The organism is Streptomyces sp. NPDC048696 (genome assembly GCF_043198895.1).
Classification (GTDB): Bacteria; Actinomycetota; Actinomycetes; order Streptomycetales; family Streptomycetaceae; genus Streptomyces.
Window position 1 is genome coordinate 122,123 of record NZ_JBICVJ010000005.1, and the last position, 15,584, is coordinate 137,706.

Sequence of the window (15,584 nt, forward strand, 5' to 3'; positions counted from 1 at the left end):
CCTGGTGGCGTTCGGTGGGCTCGGTGCTTCGCGGGCCAAGGGCTCGGGCCCCGCTCGGTGGGAGCCGGGGCCGTGGGTGAGGCTCAGGCCCCGGTGCCGCCGCCGCCCGGAACACCCGCCGCGTGGGCCATGATCTCGTCGATGAGGCCGTACGCCTTGGCCTCCTCCGCCGTGTACCAGCGGTCGCGGTCGCCGTCGCGGATGATCGTCTCGACGGTCTGGCCCGAGTGGTGGGCGGTGATCTCGGCCATGCGCGTCTTCGTACGCAGCAGGTACTCGGCCTGGATCTTGATGTCCGAGGCGGTGCCGCCGATGCCGGCCGAGCCCTGGTGCATCAGGATGTCGGTGTTCGGCAGCGCGAAGCGCTTGCCGGCGGTGCCGCCGGTCAGCAGGAACTGGCCCATCGAGGCCGCCATGCCCATACCGATCGTGACCACGTCGTTCGGGATGTACTGCATGGTGTCGTAGATCGCCATGCCCGCCGTCACCGAGCCGCCGGGGCTGTTGATGTACAGGTAGATGTCCTTCTCCGGCTCGGCGGCCAGGAGCAGGAGCTGCGCGGTGATCTTGTTGGCGATGTCGTCGTCGACCTGCTGGCCGAGGAAGATGATGCGCTCGTTGAGCAGTCGGTTGTAGACATGGTCGCCGAGGCCACCACCGAGGGACGGCTCGCCGGCGGCGTAAGGCATCAGATTCGTCACGTATCCACCTGCTCGTCTCTGACGGCTCCGGCCGTCTCAGCGTCTTCGTTCGGAGGGCGGGGATTGCGGTCCGACTCTCACCGGCCGACTCCACGCCCCCGTATTCATGGACCCTAACGCGCAGGTAGGACAACGCCATCCCGGTTCCCGAACTGTTCGCTCGGAGCGCAAGGTGGTTGAAGCGCGGGCCCGTACGGAACCGGCCATCCGCCACCTGCGCGGACGCCCGTCCCGGGTACGCGAAGGGGCCCGGACGCGGCTGCGTCGCGGGCCCCTTCCTCCGTACTTCGTACGTGGTCAGGCAGTGCCTGCCCGACGAGGTCGGACCGAGGCTCAGGCCTCGGTCTTCTCCTCGGCGGCGTCACCCTCGACGACGGCCTCGACGGTCTCGGCGGCGGCCTCGACCTCGTCCTCGTCGTCCTCCAGGTCGACGGCCTCACCGTTGGTGTCGACGACCTTGGCGGCCTCGACGACCACGGCCAGCGCCTTGCCGCGGGCGACCTCACCGACGAGCATCGGCACCTGGCCACCCTCGACGACGGCCTGGGCGAACTGGTCGGGGGACATGCCGGAGGAGGCGGCACGGCGCACCAGGTGCTCGGTGAGCTCCTCCTGGTTGACGTTCAGCTTCTCCTTGTTGACGAGCTCGTCGAGGATGAACTGCGTCTTGATGCCCTTGACGGCCGCTTCCTCGGTCTCGGCGTCGAACTCTTCCTGCGTCTTGCCCTGGATCTCCAGGTACTTGGCGAGGTCGAGGCCCATCTGGCCGAGCTGGTGGTGCTCAAGGTTGTGCTTGCGGGTCTGGACCTCGTCCGCGAGAAGCTTCTCGGGGATCGGGACCTCGGTGATCTTCAGCAGCTCGTCGAGCACGCGCTCCTGGGCCTGGGTGGCCTGGTCGAACTGCTTCATGTTCTCAAGGCGCTTGCGGCTGTCGGCCTTGAGCTCGTCCAGCGTGTCGAACTCCGAGGCGAGCTGCGCGAAGTCGTCGTCCAGCTCCGGCAGTTCGCGCGCGGCGACCTGGGTGACCTTGACGGTGACCTCGGCGTCCTTGCCCTCGGCCGAGCCGCCCTTGAGCTGCGAGGTGAAGGTGGCCTCGCCACCGGCCTCCAGGCCCTTGACGGCCTCGTCGATGCCGTCGAGCAGCTCGCCGGAACCGATGGTGTACGAGACACCCTCGGCCACGCCGTCCTCCAGGACCTCGCCGTCGACCTTGGCCTCAAGGTCGATCGTCACGACGTCGCCGTCGGCGGCGGCGCGCTCGACCGGGGAGGTCGAGGCGAAGCGCTCGCGCAGCTCCGAGACGGCCTTCTCGACGTCCTCGTCGGAGACCTCGACGGCGTCCACGGTGACCTCGATGCCGGAGTAGTCCGGGATCTCGATGGTCGGGCGGATGTCGACCTCGGCGGTGAAGTTCAGCGTCTCGCCGTCCTTCAGCTCCGTGATGTCGACCTCCGGCTGGCCCAGCGGGTTCAGCTCGGCCTCGTTGACCGCCTCGGTGTAGAACTTCGGGAGGGCGTCGTTGACGGCCTCCTCCAGCACAGCACCACGGCCGAACCGCTGGTCGATGACGCGCGCCGGGATCTTGCCCTTGCGGAAGCCCTTCACCGTGACCTGCTGGTTGATCTTCTTGTACGCCGCGTCGAGGCTGTCCTTGAGCTCCTCGAAGGGCACCTCGACAGTGAGCCGAACCCGGGTCGGGTTCAGGGTCTCCACGGCGCTCTTCACGGTTCGGTCTCCTTGTGGCTGACTTCTTGGGGTTCTACCCGGTGGCCGACGGCCTCGGGCGGATCGGGCCCGGTTCATCGGATTCGTCAGACACACGGGCACGCAGCTTGCATAGTAACCGCAAGCGGGATGCCACCCACAATGTGATCTTGTGCGCGGGGGTTCGGCTCAAGCGGGGATCGGCGCGACCGGGGCCCGCGGGATGCGCGGAAATACGGTGGTGGTCGGGGTGGCGGGATTTGAACCCACGGCCTTCCGCTCCCAAAGCGGACGCGCTACCAAGCTGCGCCACACCCCGTCGGTGCGACACGTAGGGTACATGCCCGCGGGGAAAGCGTCGGCCGCTTTGCGGGTGCGGACACCCGGCACTTTCGCGCAGCTCATCCGCGCACGGACGGCGAGCGATATGCGGTGTGCACGCGCGGGGGGTGACCCGCTACGATGCTCTTCGTGCCGCGGTCGTCATGACCTGCGACGCGGCGCACGCGGGCGTAGCTCAATGGTAGAGCCCTAGTCTTCCAAACTAGCTACGCGGGTTCGATTCCCGTCGCCCGCTCCACGGCTTCGGGCCCGGTGACCAGCTCACCGGGCCCGGAGTGTTTTCCCGGAGTGTTTTCCGGGGCCCGGACCGGCTCAGAACTTGATCTGGTTGATCGTGTCCGCCAGCGAGTTCAGGAACCGCTGTATCGACGGCGCCATGCCGGTCGAGGCCATGAAGAACCCGAAGAGCGCGGCGACTATGGCCGGGCCGGCCTTGATGGAGCCACCGCGGATCATCACCACGAGGACGATCGCCAACAGCAGCACCACAGACAGTGAAATGGCCACACTGATCACACCCTCGGTCGGTCCGCCTTGCCGGCCCGGAGTGTGCCGCCGAGCACACCCCGCAGGCTCCATCGTGCCATCAACTCCCCCATGGATGCTGCCGCGTGACGGATCGCCGTCGAAACGTTCACCCCATACCCATGTACGGGTCCGCGAGGCCGAGGAGCGCGCGGACGGTGGCGTACTTGCGGGTGAGACGGATGCGGGTCGCCTCGTCCAGGACGGCGAGCCGCGCGGGGTCCGCGTTGTGGGCCAGGTCCGCCTCCTTGACCAGCAGCGCACCGGGGGTGGCGAGGATCCTGGCCGTGTACGAGGCCGTCTCCTCGCCCGGCACCTTGGTCACGGCGAGGACCATCTCCTTGACGGAGGAGGGGAGTTCGGCGTCGTCCAGCCACTGGCGCGACAGCGCCCCGTCCTCCACCGCGTCGTGCAGCCACGCCGCCGCGATCTGGTCCTGGCCGCCGCCACGCGCGCGTACGCCCTCGGCCACGGCCGCCAGGTGTTCGGTGTAGGGGCGGCCCGCCTTGTCCGTCTGGGCGGCGTGGGCGGCCCGGGCCAGCTTCTCTACCTCGGCGAGTGTCAGCATGCGCTTCAGCGTAGGGCCGCCCGCGCCGGGAGCGCGGTGCAGGCGAATCCCAGGCCCAGGACGGCCGCGACGAACGACCCGTACAGGAGGGGCGGGATGTAGGGGCCCTCGCCGGTCATGCCGTTGGTCAGCGGGATCAGGGTGGCGATCGCGATGGCCGTGCCGAGGAGGATGCCCGCCGAGGTCACAAGGAGCGCCTCCCAGCGGATCATGTCCCGCACCTGACGGCGGGTGGTGCCGATCAGGCGCAGTGTGCCGAGTTCGCGGCGCCGGTCCAGGACCGTCATGACCAGGGTGTTCGCCGCCGCGATCGCCGCGAAGCCGCCGAGGACGGCCGCCATGGTGGTGTTGGCCCAGGCGTTGAGCTCGCGGTCGGTGTTCTTGGCGGTGGCGTAGCCCGCCGCGTCCGTGACCGTGCCGAGCGGGGCGAGGGCGGACGCCTGGACCGGGCCCTTCACCAGGAGCTCGGTGGGCAGCGCGACCGTGCTCGTGTGCGGCGCCAGGTCGGCCTGCGGGAGCGTGACCTGGGAGAGGCCCAGACCCCGGTCATACGTGGCCACCACCTGCGGGGACGCCTTCGTGCCGTCGGGGAGCAGGAGCGCGACGCGGCCGCCCACATGGGCGCCGGTGTCGTCGGCCAGGGCCTTGGCGAGGGCGACGGTGCCGGGTTTCAGGGCGTCCAGGGAGCCCTCGCGCACGCCCAGGTCCTGGACGCGGGCGAGGTCCGCTCCGGTGCCCGTGAAGCCCTGCGTGGAGACCGATTGCAGTGCGCCGTGCTCGTGGACCAGGACGGACGTACGGGTCAGGCCCACCGCGGTGGCGACGCCCTCGGTCGCCTTCGCACGCGCGACCGCGTCCGAGGCCAGGCCCGCCGGGCCGGTGACCACCCGGTCGGCGACCAGGCCCGCGCGCTGCTGCTTCTCGGTGACCCGGTCCTCGCTGGTGTGCATGAAGACGAGCGTGGAGGCGAAGGCCATCGCCAGCACGATCGGGGTGATCGCGGAGGCCAGACGCCGGGCGTTGGTACGGGAGTTGGCCGCCGCCAGCGACGCCGGGGCGCCCGCCGCGCGCAGCGGCAGACCGAACAGCGCGGCGCAGGCGCGGGCGATCAGCGGGCCGAGCAGGGCGACCGCGAGCATGAAGAGCATGACGACGCCGAGGGCCGCGTTCGCCGCGTTCTCGCCCTTCTCGTTCGCGGCCACGCCCGAGAGCGCGATGCCGCCGCCGAGGGCTGCCACGCCCAGCGGTGTACGGATCCAGCCGATCCGCAGCCGCTCCACCGACGCGTCCCGCAGCGCCTCGCCCGGCTTGGTGCGCGAGGGGCGGCGGGCCGCCATGTACCCGGCGAACAGCGAGGTCACGACGGTGGCGCCGACCGCGACCAGCATCGGGATCCACGACACCGACAGGTCGACGGCCGCCGGAACCGCGCCCTTGTCGCGGAGCTGCCCGAACCACCAGGTCGCCAGGGCCGTGCCCGGCAGGCAGCCGAGCGCGCCCGCGAGCGGGGCGACGAGCAGGGCCTCGGTGGCGATGGTGCGCCGGATCTGGCGCGGGGTCGCGCCGATCGCGCGCAGCAGGGCGTACTCGCGGCGGCGCTGGCCGACCGAGAGCGTGACGGTTCCGGCGGCGGTGAAGACGGCGACCATGGTGGCCGTGCCGCCGAAGGAGCCGCCGAGGCCGGTGAGCATGTCCTTGGCGTAGGCGAGGCCGGGGGTCTCGACGGCGCCGCGCCCGTCGCCGGTGTGGACCTCGGCCGCGTCCCCGAGCCGCTCGGCGACCTGGTCGGCGAGGGCGGCGGCGGTGACGCCGGGCTTCGCCAGTACGGCGATGGCGTCGGCCCGGCCGGGGTGCCCGGACAGGGCCATGGCCTGGGTGTCGGTGAACCACACCGTGCCGGGGGTCTTGGTGGTGCCGGACACCGTGAACTGCCGCTTGCCGGACGGGGTGTCGAGGGTGATCCGGTCCCCGACGGCGGCGCCGTCACCGGTCACCACCTCGCCGGTGCGGGGCGCGGTGCCCGAGGCGAGTTCCGCCCCGGTGAAGGCGGTCGAGCCCCAGCCGTGCGCGGTGGCGGGCGTATTTCCCGTACGTACGTCGTGTACGGGGAAGGAGACGTCCGCGATGGCGGCGGACGCGCCGGGGGCCCGGGCCGCGCGGGCCGCGAGGGCGGCGTCGAGCCGGGCCTTGTCGGGCAGCGGGACGGACTCGGTGTCGCGGTCCTCGCCGCTGCCGGTGGTGCGGTGCGCGCGCTGGTCGGCGGCGGCGACCACGGGGGCGCCGGCGTACCGCTCGGCGGGGACGGACGCGCGTACCCCCGTCTCCAGCAGGATCCCGCAGGCGGAGACGATGACCGCGGCCATGAACAGGGCGACGAAGGTGCCGACGAACGCGGACGGTTTGAAGCGCACGGCCGCGCGGGCCAGGCCGTTGGGGCCCCTCACGCCGCCACCCCCGCGTACGCGGCCGTCGGCCGGGCGCTCAGGGAGGCCATCCGGGCCGCGATGTCGGCCTCCGAGGCGCGGGTCAGCGAGTCCACGATCGACCCGTCGGCCAGGAACAGGACCTGGTCGGCGAAGGAGGCGGCGCGCGGGTCGTGGGTGACCATGACGACGGTGGCGCCCAAGCCGTCCACGGCGCCGCGCAGCAGCGTGAGCACTTCGGTGGCCGTCGTGGTGTCCAGGGCTCCGGTCGGCTCGTCGGCGAAGACGACGTCCGGGCGGGTCACCAGGGCGCGGGCGATCGCCACGCGCTGCTGCTGGCCGCCGGACAGCTCGCCCGGGCGGCGCTTCCCCTTGCCCGCGAGCCCCACCTGCCCGAGCAGTTCCTCGCACCGGCGCCGGTCCGGGCGCCGCCCGGCGAGCCGCATCGGCAGCAGCACGTTCTGCTCGACGGTGAGCGACGGCAGCAGGTTGAACGCCTGGAAGACGAACCCGAGCCGGGAGCGCCGCAGTTCGGTCAGCTTGTTCTCGCTCATCCCGGTGATCTCGGTCCCGCCGAGCCGTACGGACCCGTCGGTGGGCCGGTCGAGCCCCGCCGCGCACTGCAGGAACGTCGACTTGCCGGAGCCGGAGGGCCCCATCACCGCCGTGAAGCTGCCGCGCGGCAGGGCGAGGTCGATCCCGCGCAGGGCGTGCACGGCCGAGCCGCCGCGCCCGTACTGACGGCGCACCCCGCGCAGCTCGACGGCCCAACCGGGGTCGGCGGCCTCGGCGGCCTCGCCCTGTGTCGCCCGTCGCTTGCCCCGTCGCAGTGCCATCGTCCTCGACCTCTCCTCGTACGTACGTCGTGTTCGTTGTCTCGAACGTACGGATCCGGGCAGGTCGGGGACCATGGCGGCTGCTGGCGGAAGCGGGGTGGGGAAAGCCCTACCCCGGACCTGGGGAGGGCGGCGCGGGAGCTATCGCGGGAGCTACGCCTCGCGGCGGATCAGGAGGAGCGCGCGGTCGTCGTTGACGTCCTTGGCGACCGCCTCGATCAGATGCCAGGCGGCGCCGTCGAAGCCGCTGGTGACATAGCGGTCGGCCTCGCCGGTGAGGCGGTCCATGCCCTCGGCGATATCGCGTTCGGCCGTCTCGACCAGGCCGTCGGTGAACAGCATCAGGACGTCGCCCGGGCCCAGCGAGCCCTTGACCGGGTGGAACTCGGCCCCGTCGTACACCCCGAGCAGCGGCCCCTCCCCCGACACCTCCTGCCAGCGGCCGGAGCCCGCCTGGAGGTGGAGGGCGGGCAGGTGTCCGGCGGACAGCAGCTCGTAGTCGCCGGACTCCAGGTCCAGGACGAGGTGGATGGAGGTCGCGAAGCCCTCGTCCCAGTCCTGGCGGAGCAGATAGCCGTTGGCGGCGGGCAGGAAGCCGTGCGGCGGCAGTGAGCCGAGCAGGCCGCCGAAGGCGCCGGAGAGCAGCAGGGCCCGGGAGCCCGCGTCCATGCCCTTGCCGGAGACGTCGGTGAGGACCACTTCGAGGGTGCGGTTGCCGTTCGTACGGGCCGCGACGACGAAGTCGCCGGAGAAGGACTGGCCGCCGGCCGGGCGCAGCGCCATCTCGCGGTGCCAGCCCCGGGGCAGCCGGGGCAGCGCGGACTGGACCCGGATGCGTTCGCGCAGGTCGAAGAGCATGGTGCCGCCGCGCCGCCAGGGCACGCCGACGCGGGCCCGGAACTGGGCGATGAGCAGCCCGAAGAGCCCGCAGGCGGCGACCACCAGGACCGTGCCGGGCGTCACGCGCGCGGGGCCCTCGGTGTACGGGCCGAGCCGGATCGACTCGACGATCAACGCGATCGCCGCGGCCGCGTACAGACCGAGCAGGCTCGCGGGCCGCAGCAGGACGCCACCCGCGACGATCGGCAGGGCCAGCGCCCCCGGCGCGCACCACACCGGCGAGGCGAGCGTCGCGAGGGCGATCGCCGGGATGGTCAGGAGCAGGCCGGCCAGCGCGATCCAGTCCGATCCGTCGCCCCGGAAGTAGTCCACCCCGGACTTGCGCAGCGCAATACGTGCCCGGTGCGCGGACTTCCGCCACCGGGCACTGTACGAATCCGCTCCCGCGCGACGTGCCATTGCCGGTGACCCTATCCAGCGGATGCCGCCGTGCGCAGGGGGACCCCTTGGCCATCCCGTTCGAAATCCGCTCGCCCCGATGCCCTACCCGGCGGTAGTCACGGCATATGACAGCGGATGCACCTGCCCGGGACCGCGCCCGGGACCACGTCAATCAGCTTGTCTGACCGACGAGTTGGCGGATCTCCACGGTGACGAACTCCGCCGGGCGCGCCGGGGCCACCGAGACGTCCATGCGCACCACGCCCTTGCCGGTCGCCCGCTCGTCGTTGACGGTCCCGTCGCAGACCACGCGGTACGCCTCCTCCTGGGTGGCGCCCGCGAGCGCGCCCCGGCGCCACTGCTCGTCGAGGAAATCCGTCACGGAGTGCCGGAGCGCCGACCACAGCCCGTGGCCGTTGGGCTCGAACACGGCCCACGCGGTGCTCCGCCTGATGGAGTCGGTCAGGAAGCAGATCTGACGCCGCACGTTGACGTACGCGAGGTCGCCCTCCGACGACAGTGTGCGCGCTCCCCACACCTTGAGTCCTTCTCCGGTGAACGGCCGCACGCAGTTGACGCCCGCCTTGGCCGGCCTCCCCGCCTCCTCGTCGCCGATCTCCTCGACGGCGTCGAGCACGCCTCGCAAGGTGCCCTCCGGGGCCCTGTGCACACCCCGCTCGGCGTCCGTACGCGCCCAGAGTCCGGCCACGTGCCCGACCGGCGGCACCGCCCGGCGTCGTCCGCCGCGCCCAGCGTGGGCGCGGCGACCATCGACACGTCGGGAATCGCCTCCAGGTCCTTGAGCGCCTTGGCGTGGCCGTCCTCGCCGAGGGCGACCGGGATGACGTAACAGGCGTCGCCCTCATTGGCGAAGAACCCGTACACGGCCTCGGCCATCACCAGGTAGGGGGCCGGTCCGCCGTCCTCGCTCCCGGGCCTGTCCTTGAGCTCGGCGAGCACGCCGCGGACGTCCCACGACTCCTCGAACTCGGCCCAGCCGCGCACCAGCTCCGGGCCGACTCCTTGGCTCGGGAGTCCGACTCTCGCCCGGGGAACGCCGTCTCGCAGTTCCCGCACACCCGGGCGGCCTCGGCCCGGGCCCTCGATCCACCTGTACGGGTGGCGTACGGTCAGCCGGTCCGCTGACAGGTCGGGCACCAGAACAGGTTCCGGGCCGACAGGTCCGCCGTGCGGATCCCGGTGCCGCAGATGTGGCACGGCATGTTCGCGCGGCGGTACACGTACACCTCGCCGCCGTGGTCGTCGACCCTGGGCGGGCGGCCCATCGCCTCGGGCAGATGCTCGGGGCGGACCGTGTCGATGCGGTTGACCCGCACGCCCTCGCGCATCAGCAGCACCAGGTCCGCCCAGATCGCGTCCCACTCGCGGCGGGTGAGGTCCTTGCCCGTGCGGTACGGGTCGATGCCGTGCCGGAACAGCACCTCGGCCCGGTACACATTGCCGACGCCCGCGATGATCTTCTGGTCGAGGAGCAGCGCCGCGATCGTCGTGCGGCTGCGCGAGATCCGCGCCCAGGCCTTCTCGCCGTCGTCGGCGGGCCGCAGCGGATCCGGCCCGAGGCGGTCGTGTATCGCGCGCTTCTCGGCGTCGGTGATCAGCGCACACGTCGTCGGGCCGCGCAGATCCGCGTAGCCGTCCTCGCCGAGCAGGCGCAGCCGGACGGTCTCCGTCGGCGGCGGGACGGGGGCTCCGCCGAGCGCGTACTTGCCGAACAGGCCCAGATGGATGTGGACCCAGCCGACCGGGCCGAAGCCCAGGAAGAGGTGCTTGCCGTGGGCCTCGGCCAGGTCGAGGACCTGGCCGCTGACCAGGGCGGCGCCGTCCGAGAACTTGCCCTGCGGGCTGGAAGCGCGCACGACGCGGCCGCCGAACCACTGATCGTGGTCGGCGGCCAGCCGGTGAATCGTGTGCCCCTCGGGCATAACGCCAGATCAGCCCTGCTGCGGGTGGTGGGCCGGGATGGGCGGGAGCGCGCCGGTGCTCTCGTACTCGGCCAGCATCTCGATGCGGCGGGTGTGGCGCTCCTCGTTCGAGTACGGGGTGCTCAGGAAGATCTCGACGAACTTGGTCGCCTCTTCCTGCGTGTGCATCCGGCCACCGATGGAGATCACGTTGGCGTTGTTGTGCTCACGGCCGAGCGCGGCGGTCTGCTCGCTCCAGGCCAGGGCCGCCCGTACGCCCTTCACCTTGTTCGCGGCGATCTGCTCGCCGTTGCCGGAGCCGCCGATCACGATGCCCAGCGCGTCCGGGTCCGCGGCCGTCTTCTCGGCGGCGCGCAGGCAGAACGGCGGGTAGTCGTCCTGGGCGTCGTAGATGTGGGGACCGCAGTCGACGGCCTCGTGGCCCTGGGCCTTCAGCCACTCGACGAGGTGGTTCTTCAGGTCATATCCGGCATGGTCTGAGCCGAGGTACACGCGCATGACTCCGAGTGTGGCATGCGATCCGGCGGGCAGGGTTCATCGGGGTGAGGACGTTCGTCCCGGCCAGTGATGACCTTGTTCCCGTCGGGTCGGGCCGTTGTTCCCCTCATCACGATTCGGAGTCAGGACTTCCGTACCTGGGAGTACCGGGCTTCAATGCGTTGGTTCGTAACCCGAGCGACCCTTAGACCTAAGGATTCGTCCATGACCTCGCAACCCTCCCTTGCGAAGGAAGAAGGCCGACCGGGCGATCCCGGAACGGCCGACTCCCCCGTCGTCGGCGCCCCGCACGGCTCCAACGGCCTCCAGGCCGGTCTCAAGAACCGTCACCTCTCGATGATCGCCATCGGCGGTGTCATCGGAGCGGGCCTGTTCGTCGGCTCCAGCTCCGGCATCGCCGCGGCCGGTCCCGCCATTCTGCTCTCGTACGCGCTCGTCGGCCTGATGGTCGTCTTCGTGATGCGCATGCTCGGCGAGATGGCCGCCGCCCGGCCGACCTCCGGCTCCTTCTCGGCCTACGCCGACCGCGCGCTCGGCCGCTGGGCCGGGTTCTCCATCGGCTGGCTGTACTGGTTCTTCTGGGTCGTGGTGCTGGCCGTCGAGGCGACCGCGGGCGCCAAGATCCTGCACGGCTGGGTCGGCGGAGTCCCGCAGTGGGGCTGGGCGCTGATCGTGATGATCGTGCTGACGGCCACCAACCTGGTGTCGGTCTCCTCGTACGGCGAGTTCGAGTTCTGGTTCGCCGGGATCAAGGTCGTCGCCATCGGCGCCTTCGTCGTCATCGGCCTGCTGGCCGTCTTCGGGATACTTCCGGGGTCCAACAACCCCGGTGACGGATTCGCGCATCTCACCGACGCGGGCGGATTCATGCCCAAGGGCGCGGGGGCGATCCTCACCGGTGTGCTGATGGTCGTCTTCTCCTTCATGGGCAGCGAGATCGTCACCCTGGCCGCCGGCGAGTCCGAGGACCCGCGCCGGGCCGTCACCAAGGCCACCAACAGCGTGATCTGGCGCATCGGCGTCTTCTACCTGGGCTCGATCCTCGTCGTCCTGACGCTCCTGAAGTGGAACGACCCGGCGATCCTCAAGGACGGCTCGTACGTCGCCGCGCTGAACTCGATCGGCATTCCGCACGCCGGCCAGATCATGAACGTGATCGTGCTGACGGCGGTGCTCTCCTGCCTCAACTCCGGCCTGTACACCGCGTCCCGGATGGCGTTCTCGCTCGGCCAGCGCGGTGACGCGCCGCGCGCCTTCGCCGGTACCAACAAGCGGGGCGTGCCGCAGGCGGCGATCCTCTGCTCGGTGCTGTTCGGGTTCGTGGCCGTCTTCTTCAACTACAAGTGGCCGGACACCGTCTTCGACTTCCTGCTCAACTCCTCCGGCGCGGTCGCGCTGTTCGTGTGGCTGGTCATCTGCTTCACGCAGCTGCGGATGCGCGGGATCATCCTGCGCGAGACGCCGGAGAAGCTGACGGTCAAGATGTGGTTCTTCCCGTATCTGACCTGGCTGACGATCGCGATGATCTCCTTCGTGCTCGTCTACATGCTCACCGATGACGCCGGGCGCAAGCAGGTGCTGCTGTCGCTGCTGGTGGCGGCCGTTGTGGTCGCTATCGCACTGGTGCGGGACTTCTTGCAGCGGGGGTCCGTCGCGCAGGTCGCCGTTGCTCAGAGTGGTGTGAACGACGAGGTCACCGCCGAGTAGGTGCGCAGGGCGTCGTCGGCCTCGGCGGTCGTGGCGGCCTCGTACCAGATGTTGACCTGGTACGACTTGCCGCCCTCGTCGAAGCCCATCTGGCGGGCCTTCCACGGGTCGCCGTTCTGTGTGAAGTAGTAGTCCCAGACGATGGCGGGGCGGCCGTTGAAGGTGCTCCGCTCCAGTCGGATGTTCCGGTAGCCCGGGACGTCGTGGGTGCCCTGTTCGGCCTCCTGCCACTGGGCCAGGAGATCGCCACCGCGTGCGAGTGCGTACGAGGCGGCGATTTCCTGTTTTCCGCCGGGGCGGTGGTAGTGGATGTTGGACGGGCTCTTCGCGGTGCGCGTCCAGCCCTCGGGGGGTGCCCAGGCGAAGCCGGTTTCGCCGATGGTGCCGGGTGGGGGTGTGCTGGGCGGGCGGGATGTTCCGGCGACGGTGGGGGAGGCGGTGCCGGTGCCGGTGCCGCTGGTGGCGGGGGTGCCGGGGTTGTTGTGGGTGGTGCTGAGCACGATGGCTACGGCTGTGGCTGCGGTGAGGGCGAGGGCTGCGCCGATCGCGGTGCGGCGGCGGTTTCCCCACCCCGCCCCTTCCCTAAAGCCCTGGGCGGGCGGCCGGGGGGTGGGTTGAGGCGGAGCCTCGGGTGCGGGTGGTTGGTTGCCGGGGGCGAAGCCCCCCGCACCCCCCTCGGGGCTCCGCCCCGGACCTCGTAGTGGAGTCTCGGGTGCGGGTGGGGACTGGTTTTCGGGGGCTGCGCCCCCGAACCCCTGCGCGGGGGCTTCGCCCCCTGCACCCCCCTCGGGGCTCCGCCCCGGACCCCGTGGGGAGGGTGGGGCTTCGGCCCCCGGTTCCCGGCCTTCGGGGCTCCGCCCCGGAGCCCGTGGTGGAGTCTCGGGTGCGGGTGGGGATGGGTTGTCGGGGGCTGCGCCCCCGGGCCCCCGCGTGGGGGCTTCGCCCCCTGCACCCCCTTCGGGGCTCCGCCCCGGACCCCTTGGGGAGGGCGGGGCTTCGTTCCCTGGGTGCCGGTTCTCGGGCTCGGGGCTTCGCCCCGGACCCCGTCGCGCGGTCGGGGCCGCGTCCTCTGGCTCTGGGGGCGCCTCCGCCTCCTCCACCGGCGCCGGTCGCTCCCGTACCGGATCCGGCGCCTCGGCCGGTGGGGCCGTCTGGTGGACCGCCACCGTTGGGGGGTGGGGGGGTGGGGAGAAGACCGTCGGTGGGGCCGCTATCGGGAGCAGTAGGGTCGACAGGGCGTCCAGGGTCGGGCGGGTTTCCGGGTCCTTGACCAGGAGGGATGCCAGGGCGGGGGCCAGGGGGCCCGCCGTCGGGGGGAGTTGGGGCTCCTCGTACAGGACCGCGTGCAGTGTCGCCAGGGTCGTCTCGCGGGCGAACGGGGACTGGCCGCCCACCGCCGCGCACAGCGTCGCCCCCAGGGACCACAGGTCCGACGCCGGGCCCTGCGGCTTGCCGCCCACGCGTTCGGGGGCCATGTAGTCGGGCGAGCCGACCAGCATCCCCACCACCGTCAGCGCCGTGGCGTCCTGGATCGCGGCGATGCCGAAGTCGGTCAGGACCACCCGGCCGGTCCGGCTCAGCAGGACGTTGCCCGGTTTGATGTCTCGGTGCAGGACCCCTACCGCGTGGACCTCGCGCAGTGCCTCCACCAGGCCCAGGCCGATGCGCGCGGCCTCGCGCGGGCTTACCGGGCCGTCCTGGACCAGGAGTTGCTCCAGCGAGCGGGACTCGACCAGTTCCATCACGATCCACAGGCGGTCCGACTCCTCCACCACGTCGTACACGCGCACCACATTGGGATGGTCGATCCGGGCCGTGGCGCGGGCCTCGCGCAGGGTGCGTTCGCGGCGGATCCGGCTGTCCTCGACGTCGAGATCGTCCATGCGCATCTCTTTCACCGCGACCGTACGGTCGAGTACTTCATCCGCCGCCCGCCACACCCGCCCCATTCCTCCCTGGCCGATCGTGACGTCCAGTCGATATCGCCCCGCAACCAAAAGCCCGCGAATTCCCGGCATTACCGCCCGCCCCCTCAGTACCTGGTGTGACCAGGACAGAAACACGAACTTGCCACCATCACAGCATAATTCCGCGAAATCTTGTGGGACCCTTCTCAGCACTGCAAGCACCCAACTCGGGTGAGGGGGATGAGAAATGCGTTCGACACATTCGCATCGGTCGGATCACCTCGGTCAGTTGGATCGGCCCGTGCAACACAAGAAACACCGCAAAGCCCTCGCCGGCGTCGGCCTCCTGGCCGCCCTGCTCGTACTGCCGCTCGGCTCCGCCGCCTTCGCCGACGACCCCACCCCCGGGAGCGACCAGGGCGGTTCCCCCGGTCCCAGCGCCCCGGCGGACGTGAGGATCGGCACCGAACTGCCGAAGGAGATCAAGGTCTCCAACTCCTCCGGCCAGACCACACTCACCGCCAGGGTCCTCAACAAGGGGACCAAGGACACCGGGCAGATCACGCTCAGCGTGCTCGGTCTGGACGGAATGCGGATCACCGGTGTGCAGGGTTGCGTACCGGTTCCCACGGAACGGCTGCCGAAAGGGGTCAACACCGGATTCGCCTGTGTCATCGACAATCTCGCGGCCGGAAAGGACAAGTCGTATACCGTTACCGCCACTTACGATCTGAAGGCGACCGGAAAGATCTGTCTTCCGGTGACCGAGGGCACCGGCGACAAACTGCTGTGGCAGCAGGGGCCGGTCCCGTTCGGGACGAACCAGCCGACTCCCAACGCCCCTGACACCCCGCTGCTGCTCGGCACCGACAACGTCCCGGCCGCCCCGCCCAGCGGCTCACCCAGCCCCTCCGCCCCGGCCACTCCCACCACCCCGGCCCCGACCCCGCCCGCCCAGCTGCCCAGGACCGGCGTCAACGACGGTGTGCTGCCGCTGCTCGCGGCCGGCGGGCTGCTCCTCTTCGTCGGCACCACCGGCGTCTGGTGGGCCAACACCCGCCATCAGCGCCGTCGGACACATTGAGAAAAGAGGGCGGGGCCGGGCGCGTCTTCCGCGCCCGGCCCCGCCCTTCTTTGTTCTGCCGCTGT

The 15,584-nt window shown here is 71.1% G+C and carries 13 protein-coding genes and 2 tRNA genes; 3 read left to right on the forward strand and 12 right to left on the reverse strand.

Annotated elements, in window-relative coordinates; all coding sequences use genetic code 11:
• Nucleotides 1-83: 83 nt before the first annotated feature.
• From ACGFRG_RS12185 to ACGFRG_RS12195, 3 genes are all read right to left on the reverse strand, one after another.
• Nucleotides 84-689, reverse strand: coding sequence for an ATP-dependent Clp protease proteolytic subunit (locus ACGFRG_RS12185; RefSeq protein WP_188278345.1), 606 nt, complete (start codon nt 687-689; stop codon nt 84-86).
• Nucleotides 690-1,034: 345 nt separating this feature from the next.
• Entirely contained in the window at nt 1,035-2,426 is a 1,392-nt protein-coding gene (gene tig, locus ACGFRG_RS12190) for a trigger factor (RefSeq protein WP_361431892.1), read from the reverse strand.
• Nucleotides 2,427-2,647: 221 nt separating this feature from the next.
• Nucleotides 2,648-2,724, reverse strand: a tRNA-Pro gene (locus ACGFRG_RS12195).
• A gap of 187 nt (nt 2,725-2,911) precedes the next feature.
• Between ACGFRG_RS12195 and ACGFRG_RS12200 the strand changes: the two genes are divergently transcribed.
• Nucleotides 2,912-2,985, forward strand: a tRNA-Gly gene (locus tag ACGFRG_RS12200).
• Nucleotides 2,986-3,059: 74 nt separating this feature from the next.
• Here the strand turns inward: ACGFRG_RS12200 and ACGFRG_RS12205 are convergent.
• The 8 genes from ACGFRG_RS12205 to ACGFRG_RS12240 form a co-directional block, all read right to left on the reverse strand.
• On the reverse strand, nt 3,060-3,254 hold the full coding sequence (locus ACGFRG_RS12205; protein ID WP_188278091.1) for a hypothetical protein: 195 nt from the start codon (nt 3,252-3,254) through the stop codon (nt 3,060-3,062).
• A 127-nt stretch (nt 3,255-3,381) separates the two neighbouring features.
• Entirely contained in the window at nt 3,382-3,840 is a 459-nt protein-coding gene (locus ACGFRG_RS12210) for an HD domain-containing protein (RefSeq protein WP_393263389.1), read from the reverse strand.
• 5 nt (nt 3,841-3,845) lie between these two features.
• A complete protein-coding gene (locus ACGFRG_RS12215) occupies nt 3,846-6,284 on the reverse strand; it encodes an ABC transporter permease (RefSeq protein WP_393263391.1) in 2,439 nt (812 codons plus the stop codon).
• Nucleotides 6,281-7,099: an ABC transporter ATP-binding protein gene (locus ACGFRG_RS12220; RefSeq protein WP_361431886.1), complete on the reverse strand. Its 819-nt coding sequence runs from the start codon at nt 7,097-7,099 to the stop codon at nt 6,281-6,283. The genes ACGFRG_RS12215 and ACGFRG_RS12220 overlap by 4 nt, the downstream gene beginning before the upstream one ends.
• A gap of 153 nt (nt 7,100-7,252) precedes the next feature.
• Nucleotides 7,253-8,398, reverse strand: coding sequence for a PP2C family protein-serine/threonine phosphatase (locus ACGFRG_RS12225; protein WP_361431883.1), 1,146 nt, complete (start codon nt 8,396-8,398; stop codon nt 7,253-7,255).
• 154 nt (nt 8,399-8,552) lie between these two features.
• Nucleotides 8,553-9,107 carry a phage tail sheath family protein gene (locus ACGFRG_RS12230; protein WP_393263394.1) on the reverse strand — a complete coding sequence of 185 codons (555 nt, stop codon included), beginning with the start codon at nt 9,105-9,107 and terminating at the stop codon, nt 8,553-8,555.
• A gap of 403 nt (nt 9,108-9,510) precedes the next feature.
• Nucleotides 9,511-10,323, reverse strand: a complete 813-nt coding sequence (locus ACGFRG_RS12235; protein ID WP_393263396.1) for an Fpg/Nei family DNA glycosylase — start codon at nt 10,321-10,323, stop codon at nt 9,511-9,513.
• Between the two features lie 9 nt (nt 10,324-10,332).
• The gene (locus ACGFRG_RS12240; RefSeq protein ID WP_393263398.1) at nt 10,333-10,821 is read right to left on the reverse strand and encodes a ribose-5-phosphate isomerase; all 489 of its coding nucleotides are present in this window, start codon (nt 10,819-10,821) and stop codon (nt 10,333-10,335) included.
• A 204-nt stretch (nt 10,822-11,025) separates the two neighbouring features.
• Here ACGFRG_RS12240 and ACGFRG_RS12245 point away from each other — a divergent pair, with 204 nt between their 5' ends.
• Nucleotides 11,026-12,528: an amino acid permease gene (locus ACGFRG_RS12245; RefSeq protein ID WP_361431873.1), complete on the forward strand. Its 1,503-nt coding sequence runs from the start codon at nt 11,026-11,028 to the stop codon at nt 12,526-12,528.
• On the opposite strand, the gene ACGFRG_RS12250 is transcribed toward ACGFRG_RS12245, so the two are convergent.
• Nucleotides 12,492-14,546 carry a protein kinase gene (locus tag ACGFRG_RS12250; RefSeq protein WP_393263400.1) on the reverse strand — a complete coding sequence of 685 codons (2,055 nt, stop codon included), beginning with the start codon at nt 14,544-14,546 and terminating at the stop codon, nt 12,492-12,494. The genes ACGFRG_RS12245 and ACGFRG_RS12250 overlap by 37 nt on opposite strands.
• A gap of 190 nt (nt 14,547-14,736) precedes the next feature.
• Between ACGFRG_RS12250 and ACGFRG_RS12255 the strand changes: the two genes are divergently transcribed.
• A complete protein-coding gene (locus ACGFRG_RS12255) occupies nt 14,737-15,519 on the forward strand; it encodes a hypothetical protein (protein ID WP_393263402.1) in 783 nt (260 codons plus the stop codon).
• Nucleotides 15,520-15,584 lie beyond the last annotated feature (65 nt).